This is a genomic window from Roseofilum sp. (genome assembly GCF_982964205.1).
This window is the reverse complement of record NZ_CEZBFX010000009.1, coordinates 65,371-83,243: the sequence shown is the minus strand read 5'-3', so window position 1 is coordinate 83,243 and position 17,873 is coordinate 65,371. Positions and strand designations below refer to the sequence as shown.

The window sequence follows — 17,873 nt, the reverse complement described above, 5'->3', positions numbered from 1 at the left end:
GGAGCTCCTTTACGCATAAGCCTATAAGAAAAAGCGGGTAGGGGGAATCGAACCCTGAACCAAGAGATTAAGAGTCTCCGGCTCTGCCGTTGAGCTAGTCACCTCAGTGGTTTGAGCATCGATCTCAGTTATAGGCGATCGCCACCATTAAGGCAACTCTACTGAGGTCGGTTTAGCGATATGGGGCAATCCCCAGCCCAATTTTTCCCGCAGAATACGGAAGAATTCCGGGGTCTGTAGGCGAATAAACCGAGCCAAATAGGGTGACTTTTCAATGACTACTTCATCTTCAGGAGAGACATAACAGCCCCCATTGCCATCAACCACCATTACTAATTGATTGGGATACACGGGATAAATCGTTACCGGGTCACTGTCATTAAAAACCAGAGCGCGTGAGGCTAAGGAATGGGGACAAATGGGCATCAGTTGCAGGACCGGAACTCCAGGCGTGACGACTGCTCCTCCCGCACTCAGGGAATAGGCGGTTGAACCGGTCGGTGTGGATACAATGACTCCATCAGCAGCCATATCAACTGGGGCATGGTGACCGATTTGAATTTCAAAATGGCACATACTGGTGAGGGGTTCTCGGTGCAGTACCATTTCGTTTAAACACAGCGCTTCCCATATACTCGGACGTTTCGTGTTGTCTTGAGTTTTAGGAGTATTCTGAGCGCGATCGCTATAAACGCGCACTGTTAACATGATGCGGTTTTCGATGGTGTAATTGTCGTTCTCCACCCGATCGAGGGCTTCTGAGAGATGATTAATATAGGTTTCCGTCAGAAATCCCATGTGACCCGTATTCACCGTTAACATGGGGATACCGCAAGGGGCCACTTGTCGAGCTGCCGAAAGCACCGTGCCATCGCCGCCAAGGACGATCGCAATTTTCATCTGTGAAGTAAAGTTTGGGGGAACCAGATGATCGATGGGAGTATGGCATGTGGGACGATCGGGATGGGAGTATCCCAATATTCCCCCTGCACCTGTCGCCAGTTTCACTGTCCATCCCCGTTGGATCAGTTGTTGTTCTAGTTCTTCTGCGACTCGACAGGCAGTTGGTTTAATGTCGTTGTAAATAATCCCAGCTTCGGGCACGCTAATACCAGTATTGAGAAGGTTTTCTAAATGATTTGTCTAAGGATTGTACTTCAAAGGGGTTGAATCTCGATCGCTAATCTATTGTTTTCTAGGAACGAGATTTAAACGGACTTCTCCGTTTTTTGCTTTTTTGCTTCATTTTCTCGCGCTCGTATTCGACTTCTTTGAGTTTCTTGAGAATACGGCTAAAGTATTCCTGCATATAGGAGTCTAAGGTGGTGATGTCTTTGGGGTCAAGGCCAAATACAGTATAGACTTCATCCATAGGGGCGCTTAGAGGCTTCCCACTGGCTTGAACTTCTGCAAAGGCAAGGCGATCGCTAATATTCCATGTCCATTGGAAAAATTGAGCGATTCGACGAACCCCTCGCAATAAGGCGATCGGCATTCGCGAAACCCTAGCTTGTCGTCCAGAGAGTCTTTCGCATAAGGCAATGATTTCATCTCCACTCCACGCTTTTGGCCCGACAAGGGGAAATGTTCGCCCTTCAGTTTCTGGTACACTCAAGGCCCGCACGGCGAATTGAGCGATATCCTGGGTATCCATATAGGCCACTGGTGAAGATTTTCCCATCACCCAAACGCCCTGTTGGTCAAGGATGGGAATGGCATACTGGGGAATGAGTCCCTGCATGAAGCCAGCTAATTGAAAAATGGTATAGTTCAGCTCTGCTTGTTTCAAGAACAGTTCTGTACAGTGCTTGATAGCCATTAACGGCACTTGGGGATATTGGTCAGCATCCAGAATCGAGAAAAATATGTAGCGTTCAATACCAGCTTCTTTGACCGCTTGAATCAGGGAGACTTTGGCTTCCCAGTCTACTTCTTTCATACTCAGGGAGTCGGTCGGACGGGAGGTAGACGCATCAATGACAGCGGTGACTCCTTCAAGCGCTTCTTTGATACTTTCAGGTTGACACAAATTTCCTGGGGCAAGTTCAGCTCCCCGTTCTTTAAGAAATCCGGCTTTTTGATAATTCCGCACTAAACAGCGAACGGAGTACCCTTCTTCTAGGGCGCGGAAGGTAATCTGCCTTCCTAGTGTGCCTGTGGCTCCAACAATTAATAAAGTCATTGATAATGGATATATATTTACAAAACGTTAACTTTTTATAAGAGTCTATCAGAAAACTTCAAGAATCTTGACATTTGTTCATAATTTTTCTGGCGATCGCCACAGATCTCAGCGATCCACCTCCAGTCCGGATCGCTACGAAGAAGGCGGGGAGGGTTCCCCGCCAAGCATGGAAGTGTTACAGCGAATCGCTATAACCTTCAGTTAAACGTATTCAGATTAGCCTTCGACGCTATCCTGAATTTTCAGCAGAAGGAAGCCTAAACCTAGGCCCACCATGATTAAACTGGAAGATAACAGTGCAGCATTAAAGATTTCAGCGCCCATGGTTTAAGTAATATCCTTTAAGGTGAACGATCAAGGGGTAGAGACTCAAGCCTAGAAACTTAGGAGTAAGCCTATAGGTTGATTGTAGAACAGGGAATGGGGAATGGGGAATGGGACAATAGCACCATTGAACTGATTTATCTAGAACTTATGACTCACAGTTTAGCGATTACGATGGGCGATCCCATGGGAATTGGCCCGGAAGTTATTTTGAAAGCACTTGCCGATCGCCAGCTTCAGGAGCCGATTCAGATGACGGTGGTCGGGTCTGCGTCCATTTTGCACGAAACCTACGCCTGTTTAACTCCCCATGGACAACCCCTAGCTAATCCTGACGATTTATCGATTCTCGATATTCCCCTGCCGGATGAGGTAGCCGAGGAACTCAAGTTAGGAGAGGGAAATGGGGCCAGTGGATGGGCCAGTTTTGCTTATTTGCAAGAGGCTATTTCTCAAACGCTCTGTGGCCACTTTCAAGGGATTGTCACCGGCCCGATCGCTAAATCGGCTTGGAGTGCGGCTGGATATAATTATCCCGGACAAACGGAACTGTTAGCGGAAAAATCGAGTACAGAGCAATTTGGGATGCTATTTGTGGGAAGATCGCCCCATACCCAGTGGCAATTGGTTACTTTATTAGCGACCACTCACATCCCTCTGGCAAAAGTTCCAGAAATCTTAACACCAACTCTCCTAAACCAGAAGCTACAATTGTTAGTTAATGTTTTGCGCGACCAGTTTGGTCTGAGTCAACCTCGGATTGCGATCGCGGGACTCAATCCCCATAGTGGTGAGCAAGGGCAACTCGGTACTGAAGAAATGGATTGGATCATCCCCTGGCTCGAAGAGTCTCGCCAAGCCTATCCCCATCTCACTTTAGATGGACCAGTACCCCCAGACACCTTATGGGTTAAACCGGCTCAAGCGTGGTATAACGCCTCATTTGCTGCCCAGACCCATGATGCTTACCTGGCACTTTACCACGACCAAGGGTTAATTCCGGTGAAAATGATGGCTTTTGATCGAGCAGTCAACACCTCCATTGGTTTACCCTTTATTCGCACCTCACCGGATCATGGAACGGCCTTTGATATTGCTGGCAAAGGACTCGCCCATGCTACCAGCATGACCGCTGCTATTCAACTGGCCACTGAACTGGTTTACCAGAAAAGCGTTATTAGTTGATGACTTTTGCAAAATATCTTAATGTAATTAGGGGTCAGATAGCGTAAAAATGGAAAAAGTTCTGTAGCCAGAGATACTGAACTTAAGCTAAAATCCAATGGATGGCGATCATCCAATTAATTGCCTATCTTCCCAAGTTCTCATAAACAATCATTCCAAACATCAAGAGGGTGAAAATGCTTCAATCTATCCGTTACTCCTTAGGCATGATTCAAGACGAGGCCCGCAGCCTTGTACAAAACGGAGTAATCAGTCGTCAGCAGCCCATTTATGTTCTTTGTAAATATATTCCTGCCCGTGAATGGGGTTACGTTGAATGTGAATTAGAAAACGGTAGTTTCTTGCTTAGAGACCGGATCGGAGACCTCTTAGGACGTGAAGAATGGGATAATGACTAGATTAGAAACTAGAACAGGGGATTGGGTCAACTCATCCCCTGTTTCGTAGTCCATCTAACTTTCTTCTTGTCGCAACTGTTCTAACTCAGAGCGTAAAGTCGCAATTTGCTCAGTCAGTTCTTCAAGTTCCACTTGAGGATTTGAAGCTGTCGGTGCTTCTGGTTGTTCAGTTATTCCAGAAAAGTCAGATTCAGAAGCAGTGTCTGGAGAATTCCCGTTTTGCTTCATCAAATTATCAACAAAATTCCGAGCTTCTTCTTCGGTGATTTTGCCCTTTTCTGACCATTCCTGAGTCAGTTCCGCTAACTCTTGGGTCAGTTTGCGCCAGCTTTCTTCCCGTTTCTGCTCATCTTGCAGAACTTCGGCGAAAGAAGCGGTTGCTCCTAGGGTCACATGGAAGCTTTGTTGTAACAGTTGTACTAAGGTTTCAGAATTCATATTCTTGTTTTAGGCTTGAGGATATGGGCAAGATCTGTGCCCTGATTCTACTGTAATCTTCAAGAATATGTCTGAACGACCCATTTATCTGGACTCCCATTCGACTACACCCGTGGATCGACGAGTAGTAGAGGCGATGTTGCCCTACTTTACCGATCTCTTTGGTAATGCAGCCAGTGTTACCCACGCCTATGGATGGGAATCAGAAGCAGCCGTTAGCCATGGGCGAGAGATTTTAGCTCAAGCCATTGGCGGCACTCCAGAAGAGATGATCTTCACCAGTGGAGCGACTGAAGCCAACAATCTAGCGATCAAGGGAGTTGCTGAATCGTACTTTAGCAAGGGTCGCCACCTGATTACTGTTACTACTGAACATAATGCTGTTTTAGATCCCTGTGAGTATTTAAAAGCTTTGGGCTTTGAAGTTACCTATCTGGGAGTTAACGAGCAAGGGTTAATCAATCTAGAGGAATTACGATCAGCTATTCGCGAGGATACCCTTTTGGTGTCGGTGATGGCGGCGAATAATGAGATTGGAGTGATTCAACCTTTAGCAGACATCGGCCAAATTTGCCGAGATCGCCAAGTTCTCTTTCATACGGATGCAGCTCAGGCGATCGGTAAAATTCCCCTGGATGTCCAGGAAATGAAGATCGATTTACTGTCTTTAACGGCCCATAAAGTCTACGGACCTAAAGGGATTGGAGCCTTATACGTACGTCGACGTAATCCCAGAGTCAAGCTTGCTGCCCAAATTCACGGGGGTGGCCATGAACGGGGACTGCGATCGGGAACTCTTTATACGCCTCAAATTGTCGGTTTTGCGGAAGCTGTGCGTCTAGGAATGGCAGAACAAGAAACCGAAAGCAAACGCTTAACCGAACTTAGAGAAAGACTGTGGAGCGCATTAAGTTCCCTAGACGGGATTTACCTCAACGGTCATCCGACTCAAAGGCTATCTGGTAATTTAAATATTAGTGTAGAAGGGGTAGACGGATCGGCTCTATTGTTAGGATTACAACCTGTCGTTGCTGTATCCTCGGGTTCCGCGTGTACCTCTGCTAAAATTGCTCCCTCCCATGTCCTGTTAGCATTAGGTCGAGAAGAAAAACTTGCCTATGCTTCAGTGAGATTTGGCATCGGTCGATTCAATACGGAATCAGAAATCGATCGAGTTGCCGAACACTTTATTTCCACCGTTACTGCATTACGCAAAGCACTGTAAAGTGTTACCCTCAGCAATAGCACAATCAATCTAGTGAAATGATGTAAATTAGGCAAGATAGCTATGCTATGCCGAGAAAAATCCGAGAGTATAAGGCTGAGTTAATTGCATTAGGATTTGTGCAACGCCGTGGGAAGGGAAGCCATCAAAACTGGAAACATCCACAACTACAACTATTAATTACTATTGCTTTTAGAGATGGTCAAGATACACCATTGTATCTAGAAAAACTTTTAAAGAAAGCAATTCAACAATTAGAAGCGATAGAAAGGGAGGAAACAGAAGAATGAATTACCGGTATAGTTTGCTCATCCAATGGTCAGAAGAGGACAAACTCTATCTAGTAACTCTACCAGAGTTTGCTCAGTTAGCCATGCAACCTTGTTCTTATGGACATAGCTATGAAGAAGCGATCGCCAATGCTCAAGAAGCGATCGCGGGTTATCTTGAGTATTGCCAAGAAGAAGGTTTAACTCCTCCAAGTCCAAGTTCAGTTGCAGCTTAAATCTCAGGAGATCGCTCAGTTAACACCAATGGTGAAATAGCGCGTTCGATGGGTGTCAAGATTTCCTAACCATTACCCATCATTACCAGCGCCAAGCGCTACAATCTCTGTATACTCGAATTCATTATCACTGGGTTTTACCAGGGGATAGTGTTGACCCAATCGAGAGAGGGCATCGGCTTCACAATCCGGTTTAGGGGAATGGTAGACTAAAACATACTCTTGTTGAATGCGATCGCCCATTTCCTCCTCCACTTCCCCTCTCCACTGGGTTTTCGTCACCAATACCACAAGCTGAGAAGCCAGTTGAGGCAGCGCTTTCGCCACTTGACGACGATACACTTCATCTAAACTGCCAAAGGGAGAATCCATCACCATCGGAAATGTACTACTATCTGGCCCCAGATGCATATGCTCTTGGCTCCATTGCCTCACCCGATCCATAATTGCGCCAATAAAAGATAAACTCAAAATCTGATTTTCTCCCGTGGACGCGGCTACAGGATGTTCAAATAACGTGGTTTTATCGATCAAGCTTAACTCATACTTTTCACTCAGTTGGGGAGAATAGGGGGTAAACGAAATCTGCTGAAAAACATCCTGAACTCGCCCTTCTAACTCTAGTCGAAACTCCGTATCTAAGCGATATTTCATTTCTGCAATACAGTTAATCGCTTCCACGGCTACCTGAATCCGCTTTTGCGCCAATTGCTGTTTTTTCTCATTCGATTGATGTTTAGCAATTTGCTTCTCTTTTTGGGCTATATCGGCATCTAATAGTTTGATTTTCTGCTCATTGGCTCCCGTTTCCCGCTCCAACTCACTCATCCGTGATTCAGTTTGATCTAAACGCTTTTGCAAACTTTGAATATCCAAATCTGGATAACTTCTCAGCTTGGATTTAACCGTATCTAACTGAGTCTCAATTGCCGACAAATCTTGACGTTTTTGATCCATTTCGTCGCGTAACGTGTTGAGCGTCTTCCAAAATGACTCAGCCTTATTTTCCAGCTCTGAAACCTCTCCCAACAACTTTAAGGCATTTTCCTCGACATCCCCTACTCCTGCCTTATTCATCCACTGCGCGACTAAGGTATAAGCATGACTCCCTTCAGCCAAATGGGTTCCACAAATACATTGGTGTTGTGCCAGCAGATCTTGGACAAACTGCTGTTTAATTCCCCTAGGCAACTCTCCTCGGTGACGTAACTGCTCCATTAAAGCTCTAAATTGTTCAATTGCTGAAGGTAAAAAAACCGTATAGGCCTGACTCGAAATAGTATGCTTTAACTCTGACTTAAACTGCTTTAACCTCTCCCTTAACTCTTGTTGCTGTTTTTCTAAATCTGCGCGGCGCTTTTGTAGTTCTTCTGCTCCACTGAGGTTTCGGAGTTCATTATTTAACTCCTCTTTAATATGAGCATGGGAGTTCAATTCCTGGGTAATTTCTGCTTGGCGATCGCTAATTGTTTGTCGTTGTTTTTCCCAATCCTCTTTTTCTCTTAAAAACTGTTTCGTTTGTGGATCGCCAATCCTCTCTAATTCCCCTTCCAAACTTTTCTGAGATTCCTTCAAATGTCGAAGGGCGCGATCGAACACTTCGATCCCTAACAACTCCTTAGTTGCTTCCGCAATTTCTCCCTTTTTTTCCTCTCGTCCCCAAGACTCAATCCGTTCCCCATCAAAAAAGAAATATTGATGTAAACTTCTCGGTAAAATTCGTCCAATTACCTCATCTATCGGATAATCTGTTAACCGCCATCGTCCATCATCTCCTGATATCCACATCGAACACTCAGTTTGACCACATTCTACCGTTGTGCCTCGATTGTAAGCTCGATAAAGCCGCTCGACTCGATAGCGTTGGTAATCGTGTTCAAACTGCAATTCTACAAAACATTTAACAGCTTTCCCCTCCTGTGCTTCCGAGAGGGCGCGTTTGTTCACCAACTGTTGAGGCGCTGCAAACGCCGCCGTAAACCGTTCATATAAGACCCAAGTAAATGCATTTAACAGCGTCGTTTTCCCCGATCCATTATTCCCGTGGATAATCGTGATATTCTGATTGCCACTGGCAAACTTAACTTCTGGTGTTTGTCCATAAAATTGCCGGAAGTTACACAGTTTTATCGATAATAATTTCATTAAGGGGTAATGGGTAAGGATCTTGTGGTATATCGTCAGAGATAATTAGATATTATACTACATAACAGTGGGGAGGGCTGTAAGAAGAATAACATTCAAGGGACTCAGTCCCCGATCTAATGCGATCGGTGGTATAATTTCCCATTCCCTATTCCCTATTCCCTAAATCTAGTTAACATACAATAAGAAATGAGATCTTGTAGCTTGGCATTCCTATGACCTTACCCAACACTGGCAGCGTTCTGGCGACTCTTGCCCAAGTGAACATGATGGGGGCCTTAACCGCGAGGGTGAAAGACCTCCCGGTTAAAGAGTTTATTTGTTTACTCGATTTTATCACGGCTGAATTTCAGCAGTTTTTAAGGGCGATCGAGCTAATCAACAATGAAGCTCTAGAAGCCATGTTGGAACAGATATTAGATGCCCTCACCCTCAAAATTGGGCAAATTTTGGAAGCCGATCGCACCCTAATTTTCTTGGTGAATGAGGATAAGGGGCAGTTATGGTCAAAAATCAATCAACCGGATGCCGAAAAGCCGATTGAAATTCGCTTTCCTCTTCATGTGGGTATGGCTGGTCATGTGGCCATCACTGGAGAATGCTTAAATGTTGAAGATGCCCCGACTCATCCCCTCTTTCAACCCGAACTCGATAAACAAACCAATTATCAAACTAAAAGCCTGCTCTGTATGCCCATTGTTAGCAGTAAAGGGCAAGTTGTGGCAGTGGTACAATTATCCAATAAAGCTGGGGGATTACCCTTTTCGGCTGAGGACCAAGAAACATTTAAAGATTTTTCTGAATCCATTGGCATCATCTTAGAGACTTGTCAATCTTTTTATATGGCTGCTCGCAATCAACGGGGAGCTGAAGCCCTCTTAAAAGCAACCCAAACCCTCGGTCAGAGCTTAGATGTGGAATTGACCTTAAACTCCGTGATGGCACAAGCGCGAGATTTGATGAAGGCTGACCGCAGTACATTATTTTTACTCAGTAAAGAAAACCAAGAACTTTGGACAAAAATTGCTAAGGCTGATGGCAAAACTCCATTAGAAATCCGTATTCCTACGAATAAAGGGATTGCTGGTTATGTGGCTTCCACTGGAGAATTACTGAATATTCCGAATGCCTATGAAGACCCCAGATTCGATCCAAGTACAGATCGGCGATCGGGTTATCATACGCGCAATATTTTATGTATGCCGGTGTTTAATTCATCTAAAAAACTCATTGGTGTAACCCAACTAATTAATAAAGAACAAGGGAGCTTTACCGGTTCTGATGAAGAGTTTATGCAAGCCTTTAATATTCAGGCAGGGATGGCTCTAGAGAATGCCCAATTGTTTGAAAGTGTTTTGTTAGAAAAACAATATCAAAAAGATATTTTAGAAAGTTTATCGGATGCCGTTGTTTCTACAGATATGCAGGGTCAAATTGTTACCCTTAATGAAGCCGCGCTAGAATTGTTGGGATGTTATTGGAATTCAGAAGAAACGAAAACTCAAATTCAGGTCTGGGAGTCTAAGTTAATTGGACGTAAGGTTTGGGAGGTTGTCCCGATTGAAAATTTAAAGATGCGAATAGAAGATAGTCTAAAAAATGGTACTAAGCAATATATTCCTGAGCAGGATTTAAAAGTTGGAATTTATCCTCTTCATGGGGATAAAAGATGTTTTAAGTTAGCGATTAAAGACCCAACCGACCCAGATTGGTTTATTCCTTGGAACGATCCCAATGAAGTCAAAATCTCTGCTAAAGATGTAGGAGCAGTGGATCGCAGTATTAATTTAACGGTTAATCCTCTGACCAATCCGAGCGGTGAAGTCAGAGGTGGATTAGTGGTGTTAGAAGATATTAGTCAAGAAAAACGCATGAAGACCACAATGTATCGCTATATGAATCCGGATGTGGTCGATCAAGTTATGGCATTGGATAATGATTCTCTGATGATTGGAGAGCGAAAAGATGTGACTATTCTGTTTTCGGATATTCGTGGCTATACAACACTGACGGAAAATTTAGGCGCTCAGGAAGTGGTAACGTTACTCAATCAGTATTTTGAAACCATGGTTGAGGCGGTGTTTAATTGTAAAGGAACCTTAGATAAGTTTATTGGGGATGCTTTGATGGCAGTTTTTGGCGCACCTCTTCCCTTACCTAATCATCCCTGGATGGCGGTGAAATCGGCTTTAGATATGCGCCGAAGATTACAGATTTTTAATGATAGTAGCTTTATGGACAATCAGCCCCATATTCGTATTGGGATTGGCATTAGTTCCGGAGAAGTGGTATCGGGAAATATTGGCTCTCGCAAGCGTATGGATTATACCGTGATTGGGGATGGGGTGAATTTGAGCGCTCGCCTCGAAGGGGTGACGAAGGAATATGGCTGTGATATTATTATTAGCGAGAATACTTATAAGTTGTGCGGCGATCGCCTGTGGGTTAGAGAACTTGATAAAATTCGAGTCAAAGGTAAAAATGAAGCCGTCAGTATTTATCAAGTGATTGGCGATAAAGAAGTGGCTCTAGACTCCCAGCAGCAAGACGCACTGGAGTTATACCATTTAGGACGCTCTGCATATATTCATCGGGACTTTAGCCAAGCCATTCAGTATTTTGAGCAAGCACAAACGCTCGATCCCATGGATAAAGCGATTACAATTCACGTAGAACGCTCTCAGGTTTATTTACACAATCCTCCCCCAGATTCCTGGGATGGGGTACACACGATGACGACAAAGTAATATCAATTAACAATGGGTATGGCAACTCAAACATTAGTCAAGCCAGAACGTGTTACACAACTTCATGGAGTACGGTGGGAAACTTATCAGGCTTTATTGGTCGATTTAGCAGAATCTTCCAATAAAAAGTTAGCATTTGATCGGGGGGTATTAGAAATCATGACTCCTTTACCGGAACATGAGATCAGTAAGGGCTTTTTAGGGCGTTTGGTCTGCATAACAACGGAAGTTTTGGGTTTAGAAGTTGCTAGTCTGGGTTCTACTACATTAAGCCGTGGGGATTTACAAAAGGGGATTGAGCCAGATGAGTGTTTTTATATTCAAAATGAGGCTCTGGTACGGGGTAAAATGTCCTTTGATTTTACCCTCGATCCAGTTCCTGACCTCGCAATTGAAGTAGATATTACCAGCAGTTCTTTACATCGGTTAGATATTTATAAGGCGCTGGGTGTAACTGAGGTGTGGCGCTTTGATAGCGAGGATTTATTGATTTATGGTCTCCAGGATGGGGAGTATCAAGTGCAGGATGGTTCTCAGATTTTGCCAATTTTATCGAAGCAGATCATACTGGATTTTCTAAAGCGACGCTGTGAAATGGGAGAAAATGCTCTTCTGCGTGAGTTTCGGCAATGGTTACAGGATCGGATTTCCACGAATATGGTGTAATTTAAGATTAGGTGTAGCTTTAATTCTATTCAATTATTTCTTGATGAAATAGGGGCGAACGGCCGTTCGCCCCTACAATCAGGTCTCATGATTGAGAGGATTTAATGAGTAAACCCTCACCCTAGTTCAGATTTAATGGGTAACTTCTGTTAAATGCTCTACAGGTGCAACTAAAGCTTTGCCATTAGAGCCATTCACGCTTAGATCCAAATTCCCGTGATAGGCATCAATTAACAGTTGCTTTAAGTCTGTAATCAAAGGATAACGGGGATTTGCCCCCGTACATTGGTCATCAAAAGCCTGATCTGCAACCTGATCTAATTGGGCAAAAAATGCGGCTTCATCCTCTTTAATGAATTCCTTAATACTAGAGGGGATTTGCACCTTGCGCTTGAGATCTTCCACGGCTTGAATTAACAGGGAAACCTTCTCGTCTTCGGTTTCTCCTCCTAAGTTGAGATAATCAGCAATCCGAGAATAGCGCCAGCGAGCATTGGGATATTTATACTGAGAAAAGGTTGCTTGCTTAAAGGGCGCATCGGTAGCATTGTACCGAATGACGTGGGAAATCATTAGGGCATTGGCTAACCCATGGGGAATCTGGAACGTTCCTCCTAATTGGTGGGCAATCGAGTGGCAAATTCCCAAAAATCCATTGGCAAAGGCCATTCCAGCCATGGTGGAAGCATAATGCATTTTTTCCCGTGCTTTGGGTGCATTGGCTCCTTTTTCGTATGCATCTGGTAGATATTTGAAGATGAGGCGAATCGCTTCTAAGGCTAATCCGTTAGTATATTCGGACGCTAACACAGAAACATAGGCTTCGATCGCATGAGTTAAGGCATCAATGCCCCCAAAAGCGGTTAGACTCTTGGGCATATTCAGCACCAATTCGGGATCGACGATCGCCATATTCGGGGTTAAGGCATAATCAGCCAAAGGATACTTAATATGATTGCGGCGATCGGTCACTACTGCAAATGGAGTCACCTCCGAACCCGTTCCAGAAGTCGTCGGAATTGCTACTAGCATCGCCTTCTCACCCAACGGTGGCAACTCATACACCCGCTTGCGGATATCCATAAACCGCATCGCCAACCCTTCAAACTCAATCTCTGGATGCTCATACAACAACCACATAATCTTGGCTGCATCCATGGGAGAACCGCCCCCAATGGCAATAATCACATCCGGATTAAAGGTTTTCATCAAGGTCAAACCTCGATGTACCGTATCCAAAGACGGATCGGGTTCCACATCATAGAACACATCGTACTTTAGACCAATCTCTTCCAGCGCCTCCTCCAGAGAATTGGTCATCCCCAAATCATATAAGGGCTTATCAGTAACAATAAATGCCCGTTCTTTGCCCGCTAACTCCCGAATCGCCACTGGCAATGCACCATACTTAAAGTACACTTTGGGCGGAATCCGGAACCAGAGCATATTTTCCCGACGCTCTGCCACCGTCTTAATATTCAATAGGTGCTTGGGTTCCACGTTCTCACTAATCGAATTTCCGCCCCAAGTTCCACATCCCAGGGTCAAAGATGGATCGAGCCGGAAATTGTAAATATCTCCGATCGCCCCTTGGGAAGATGGCGTATTAATCAATACTCTCGCCGCTTCCACCCGGTCTTCAAACCGCTTAATATGCTCCATATTCGAGGTCGCTGTATACAATGCAGCCGTATGACCTCGACCAGCAAATGCCACCAAACCACGAGCTTTATCCACCGCATCCTCAAAATCGGTCGCCCGATACATTGCTAAAATGGGAGATAATTTTTCATAGGAAAACGGTTCCTCTGGGCCAATTTTATCCACTTCTGCTAAAATTACCCGCGTTTGTTCCGGAACTGAAAAACCAGCCATTTCCGCCAATTTCTGCACCGGTTGACCGACAATTTCCCCATTCAATCGACCATTTACCAACACCTTACTGGCTAATTTCTCCCGTTCTTCTGGAGTAACAAAATAAGCGCCCCGAGCAATAAACTCTTGTCGCACTTCATCATAAACTTCATCTTCAACAATCACCGATTGTTCGCTGGCACAAATCATGCCATTATCAAACGTCTTACTCAAAATAATCGAAGAAACCGCCATTTTGATATGAGCGGAAGCATCAATCAGAGCTGGCGTATTGCCAGCCCCCACACCCAAAGACGGATTACCTGAAGAATAAGCAGCTTTCACCATTCCCGGCCCACCGGTTGCCAAAATTAGCTTAATATCAGGATGTTGCATCAAAGCCTGGGATAAGGGAACCGTCGGCTCATCAATCCAGCCAATAATATCCTCTGGCGCACCCGCTTCAATTGCCGCTTCTAGGACAATTCTCGCCGCATCAATCGTACATTGTTTCGCCCGTGGATGGGGAGAAAAAATAATTCCATTGCGCGTCTTCAAACTAATCAGGGCCTTAAAAACAGCCGTTGATGTGGGGTTAGTCGTGGGTACAATTCCCGCTAAGATACCCACCGGCTCGGCTATTTTCTGAAACCCAAAGGATTTATCTTCTTCGATTACCCCACAAGTCTCCTCATTCTTATACTTATTGTAAATAAACTCTGAAGCAAAATGATTTTTAATCACCTTATCTTCGGCTACTCCCATTCCCGTTTCTTCTACGGCCATTTTTGCTAAGGGAATCCGAGCTGCATTAGCGGCTAAAGCCGCTTTCTTAAAAATGTGATTCACCTGCTCTTGGCTATAGGTGGCATATTGCACTTGGGCGGTTTTCACGCGGGTAATTAGGGCTTCTAGTTCTTCCAGGTTAGTAATCTTAGTTTGAGTGACCATACTCGTTCTCTCGTTCAATACTGCAATGAAAATTTCCCGTAAGAGGGTTACTGTATATTAACACCGGATCATCTTGGATTTTGGGGGATATCTTTAGAAAGTCTTAAGTTTTATGGGCTTTTTCTCGATATTACTTTAATTTATAGATAATAGATAATAAATAATAGGTTGTAGAACATGCGTCTTGATAATTTGACTGTATTCCATCACCGAAAAAACTGCTGCTTTTGCCTTTTACTTTTTGCTAAGCGAGAAGCCCTATACTAGACGATGTTTCCCTGTATTCCAGATTCAATTCAACTGCGCCCTTATCAACAAAAAGCAGTGACAAATTGGTTTGCCCATCAAGGACGGGGAACACTGAAAATGGCAACGGGTAGTGGCAAAACAATTACCGCTTTAGCTATTGCTGTTCAACTGTATCAATGTATTGGCTTACAAGCCCTAATTGTGGTTTGTCCTTACCGTCATTTAGTGGCTCAATGGGGGCGAGAATGCGAACGTTTTGGGATGTTGCCGATTTTAGCTTTTGAAAGTGTACGCCATTGGCAACACGAGTTATCGACTCAACTTTATAATGTGCAAGTCCAGAGGCAAGTCTTTCTCTGTGTGATTACGACCAACTCGACGTTACTGGGGGATGGATTTCAGTCCCAGTTGGCGTATTTTCCTTCAAAGACGTTAATTGTGGGAGATGAAGCCCATAATCTGGGGACAGCCAAATTAGAAGAGAGTTTACCCGCACGAGTAGGACTGCGGTTAGCCCTTTCTGCCACCCCAGAGCGTTTTTTTGACCAGGCGGGAACGGAGGCGATTTTTAATTATTTTGGCCCGGTAATTCCCCCAGAATTGACCTTGAAAGATGCCATTGATCAAGGGGCATTGGTACATTATTTATATTATCCGGTTTTGGTGCATTTAACGGAAAGTGAAGCTTATAAATATGCCAAATTAACCACGCGTATTGGTTGGGCTTTGGCTGCGGGGGAGAAATTAGAGGAAAATGAGACATTAACGGCGTTATTAATTCGGCGATCTAGGTTAATTGCTAATGCTGAAAATAAACTTGATAAACTGCGAGCAATTATGCAACCGCGCCTGCAAACCAGCCATACCCTATTCTACTGTGGCGATGGAGCGCAAGAGGGCAAAACTAGCGATTCTTCAGATCGACAAATTGCTGCTGTTACCCGATTATTGGGGGTAGAATTGGGCTATCGGGTGAATACCTACACGGCTAATACCTCTTTATCTGTACGGGAAACCCTGCGTCACCAGTTTGAGCAAGGGGAACTCCAAGGATTAATTGCCATGCGCTGTTTAGATGAAGGGGTGGATATTCCTGCGATTAAAACGGCTATTATTCTCGCGAGTAGTCGTAACCCCCGGCAATTTATCCAACGTCGCGGGCGAATTTTACGCCCCCATCCCCATAAGCAACGGGCGACATTGTTTGATCTGATTGTGGTTCCTCCGCCTTTGGATCGACAAACTTGGGATGTGGAGCGCAACCTGTTGAGGAAAGAGCTACAGAGGTTTGTAGAATTTGCCGATTTAGCTGATAATGCGGGGGAAGCTCGCGGGCAATTCTTAGGACTTCAGAAAGAATACGGACTTCTAGATTTGTAAGATTGGGTACAATAAAGAAGGGTTTTCGGTTGAGTGCTTATGAGTGTTCATTATTCTGATGGTTTTATAGGACGGATTTCCCGGATTTTTTCAGCGAAGAAATCGGGATATAAAACGACTTCTACTCGCTCAAATTCAACTCATGATTCAGTTTTAGAACCGCTTAAGCAAGCTTCGCCAGAAGTGCAAAAGGTTGTAAAACGGGTACTGCAAGTGGAAAAGGATAAGTTGCATTTTTCTAGTCCTCGTAATATTAATGATGATATTCTCAAGATTATTAAGGAAGAAGTAAGAGATGCTTAGGACTCACAGACGACTGTGCTATCAGTCTATAGCGCTTCGTGCTGTAATGGGGGGATAGGGGGAGTAAACAACAGACTGGGTGGAGCTTTTAGCTGTCCTCACTTAACGAGTTCCTTTTATTGATGCTAGACATCACAATCAGGGTAGAGATAAGGTGTGCCTTGTCTCTACAGTACGCATTTGTAGCAAGAATTATAGTATTAGTAACGATCGCAGAGATCGCCCATAGAAAGACGATTCTCCAAAGCTTACTACCCTATCTCCCCATAAACTGGCAGCGATCGCAATGCAAACACTGATAATTCTCTACCTGCTTAAATCCAAAGGCTTCTAACAGGAATTTCCAGCGACAGCTACAAGTCATTAAATAACGTTCCATCTTTCGTATCGCTTGGTTATTGTCTAAGGCACTCGATGAGGAACTCGACAGGATTTGATAGTGAAATGGACTGTGCCATTGGAGCTTTCCCTGACTATGGAGGACGGATAAAGCCAGAGGTGCTTGGTGATGGGATTGACTGAGCTGCCGTACATCGCCTTGAGGGGGTAGGGAATGGGTGAGGTTTTGGGCGAGTTGTTGGAGCGATCGCTGTTGTCCGATAAAATAATCTTGCCGTTGCTTATCCCCAGGATCGAGCCATCCCGTAGGTTCGCTGATTAAAGTAATCGCTCGTGCCGGTTGTCCATCTCGTCCCGCTCTGCCGACTTCCTGCATATATTCAGATAAAAGTAGGGGCGGATGGTAGTGTATTACCCAGCGCACATTGGGTTTATTAATCCCCATCCCAAAAGCAGAGGTACAGACAACCGCTTGCACTTGTTCTTCAAACCATTGATTTTCAATCGTTCGTCGCTGCTCTGGACTTAAACCTGCGTGATAAGCAGCCGTAGCGAGCTGATGCTGCTGGAGCCATTGAGAGAGCATTTCACTATCTTTGCGGGTGCGAACATAGATTAAACCACTTTGCCCATTTGCTCGTTTGAGAACCTGTAAAATTTGGTTTTTGCGTCCCCTAGGTGACCATGCAATTTTAACGCTTAAATGGAGATTTTCCCGATAGGGATTGAGGAGAAAGGTTTGTGGATTTTGGAGATCTAAGACTTCTTTGAGGATGAATTGAGTGTTAGGATCGGCAGTCGCGGTAAAGGCGGCGATCGCCAATTTTGTGCCCCTGGATTTATGCTTTAATAAAGCTGAACGAACTGCCCCCAACCGGCGATAAGCGGGGCGAAAGATTTCCCCCCACTGAACTAAACAATGGGCTTCATCTAAAATGAGTCCATTAATCTTAAGTTTGGGTAAACACAGTCGATCCCA

General features: G+C 44.6%; 16 protein-coding genes. 9 read left to right on the top strand and 7 right to left on the bottom strand.

What is annotated here, in order from left to right; genetic code table 11:
* Positions 1 to 147 precede the first annotated feature (147 nt).
* The 3 genes from AC3A14_RS04660 to petM all read right to left on the bottom strand — a co-directional run bounded on the left by AC3A14_RS04660 (position 148) and on the right by petM (position 2,509).
* Positions 148 to 1,104 (bottom strand): NAD(+) kinase, encoded by a 957-nt coding sequence (locus AC3A14_RS04660; RefSeq protein ID WP_318734205.1) that lies wholly within the window; start codon positions 1,102 to 1,104, stop codon positions 148 to 150.
* 91 nt (positions 1,105 to 1,195) lie between these two features.
* Positions 1,196 to 2,182: an SDR family oxidoreductase gene (locus AC3A14_RS04655; protein WP_318701317.1), complete on the bottom strand. Its 987-nt coding sequence runs from the start codon at positions 2,180 to 2,182 to the stop codon at positions 1,196 to 1,198.
* A gap of 219 nt (positions 2,183 to 2,401) precedes the next feature.
* Positions 2,402 to 2,509, bottom strand: coding sequence for a cytochrome b6-f complex subunit PetM (petM, locus tag AC3A14_RS04650; protein WP_271939003.1), 108 nt, complete (start codon positions 2,507 to 2,509; stop codon positions 2,402 to 2,404).
* 150 nt (positions 2,510 to 2,659) lie between these two features.
* Here petM and pdxA point away from each other — a divergent pair, with 150 nt between their 5' ends.
* Both pdxA and AC3A14_RS04640 read left to right on the top strand, forming a co-directional pair.
* Positions 2,660 to 3,694: a 4-hydroxythreonine-4-phosphate dehydrogenase PdxA gene (gene pdxA, locus AC3A14_RS04645; RefSeq protein ID WP_413039248.1), complete on the top strand. Its 1,035-nt coding sequence runs from the start codon at positions 2,660 to 2,662 to the stop codon at positions 3,692 to 3,694.
* Positions 3,695 to 3,870: 176 nt separating this feature from the next.
* Entirely contained in the window at positions 3,871 to 4,092 is a 222-nt protein-coding gene (locus AC3A14_RS04640; RefSeq protein WP_271939006.1) for a DUF4327 family protein, read from the top strand.
* 54 nt (positions 4,093 to 4,146) lie between these two features.
* Here AC3A14_RS04640 and AC3A14_RS04635 read toward each other — a convergent pair whose 3' ends face one another.
* Positions 4,147 to 4,530: a hypothetical protein gene (locus AC3A14_RS04635; protein ID WP_318734199.1), complete on the bottom strand. Its 384-nt coding sequence runs from the start codon at positions 4,528 to 4,530 to the stop codon at positions 4,147 to 4,149.
* A 67-nt stretch (positions 4,531 to 4,597) separates the two neighbouring features.
* Between AC3A14_RS04635 and AC3A14_RS04630 the strand changes: the two genes are divergently transcribed.
* The 3 genes from AC3A14_RS04630 to AC3A14_RS04620 all read left to right on the top strand — a co-directional run bounded on the left by AC3A14_RS04630 (position 4,598) and on the right by AC3A14_RS04620 (position 6,260).
* Positions 4,598 to 5,755: a cysteine desulfurase family protein gene (locus AC3A14_RS04630; protein ID WP_318734197.1), complete on the top strand. Its 1,158-nt coding sequence runs from the start codon at positions 4,598 to 4,600 to the stop codon at positions 5,753 to 5,755.
* Between the two features lie 68 nt (positions 5,756 to 5,823).
* Positions 5,824 to 6,045, top strand: coding sequence for a type II toxin-antitoxin system HicA family toxin (locus AC3A14_RS04625; RefSeq protein ID WP_271939012.1), 222 nt, complete (start codon positions 5,824 to 5,826; stop codon positions 6,043 to 6,045).
* The gene (locus AC3A14_RS04620; protein WP_271939013.1) at positions 6,042 to 6,260 is read left to right on the top strand and encodes a type II toxin-antitoxin system HicB family antitoxin; all 219 of its coding nucleotides are present in this window, start codon (positions 6,042 to 6,044) and stop codon (positions 6,258 to 6,260) included. Before AC3A14_RS04625 ends, AC3A14_RS04620 begins: the two co-directional genes overlap by 4 nt.
* Before the next feature lie 72 nt (positions 6,261 to 6,332).
* Here the strand turns inward: AC3A14_RS04620 and AC3A14_RS04615 are convergent, their stop codons facing one another.
* The gene (locus AC3A14_RS04615) at positions 6,333 to 8,405 is read right to left on the bottom strand and encodes an AAA family ATPase (RefSeq protein ID WP_318734195.1); all 2,073 of its coding nucleotides are present in this window, start codon (positions 8,403 to 8,405) and stop codon (positions 6,333 to 6,335) included.
* 215 nt (positions 8,406 to 8,620) lie between these two features.
* Between AC3A14_RS04615 and AC3A14_RS04610 the strand changes: the two genes are divergently transcribed.
* Positions 8,621 to 11,152: a GAF domain-containing protein gene (locus AC3A14_RS04610; protein ID WP_318701322.1), complete on the top strand. Its 2,532-nt coding sequence runs from the start codon at positions 8,621 to 8,623 to the stop codon at positions 11,150 to 11,152.
* A gap of 18 nt (positions 11,153 to 11,170) precedes the next feature.
* Entirely contained in the window at positions 11,171 to 11,818 is a 648-nt protein-coding gene (locus AC3A14_RS04605) for a Uma2 family endonuclease (RefSeq protein WP_318734194.1), read from the top strand.
* A gap of 132 nt (positions 11,819 to 11,950) precedes the next feature.
* Here AC3A14_RS04605 and adhE read toward each other — a convergent pair whose 3' ends face one another.
* On the bottom strand, positions 11,951 to 14,623 hold the full coding sequence (gene adhE, locus AC3A14_RS04600; RefSeq protein ID WP_318701324.1) for a bifunctional acetaldehyde-CoA/alcohol dehydrogenase: 2,673 nt from the start codon (positions 14,621 to 14,623) through the stop codon (positions 11,951 to 11,953).
* A gap of 270 nt (positions 14,624 to 14,893) precedes the next feature.
* Here adhE and AC3A14_RS04595 point away from each other — a divergent pair, with 270 nt between their 5' ends.
* Complete coding sequence (locus tag AC3A14_RS04595; RefSeq protein WP_318701325.1) at positions 14,894 to 16,252, top strand: DNA phosphorothioation system restriction enzyme; 1,359 nt, start codon at positions 14,894 to 14,896, stop codon at positions 16,250 to 16,252.
* A gap of 39 nt (positions 16,253 to 16,291) precedes the next feature.
* Positions 16,292 to 16,555, top strand: a complete 264-nt coding sequence (locus tag AC3A14_RS04590) for a hypothetical protein (RefSeq protein ID WP_318701326.1) — start codon at positions 16,292 to 16,294, stop codon at positions 16,553 to 16,555.
* Positions 16,556 to 16,811: 256 nt separating this feature from the next.
* Here AC3A14_RS04590 and AC3A14_RS04585 read toward each other — a convergent pair.
* A partial coding sequence (locus tag AC3A14_RS04585) for a helicase-related protein (protein ID WP_487778918.1) occupies positions 16,812 to 17,873 on the bottom strand: 1,062 nt, incomplete at its 5' end.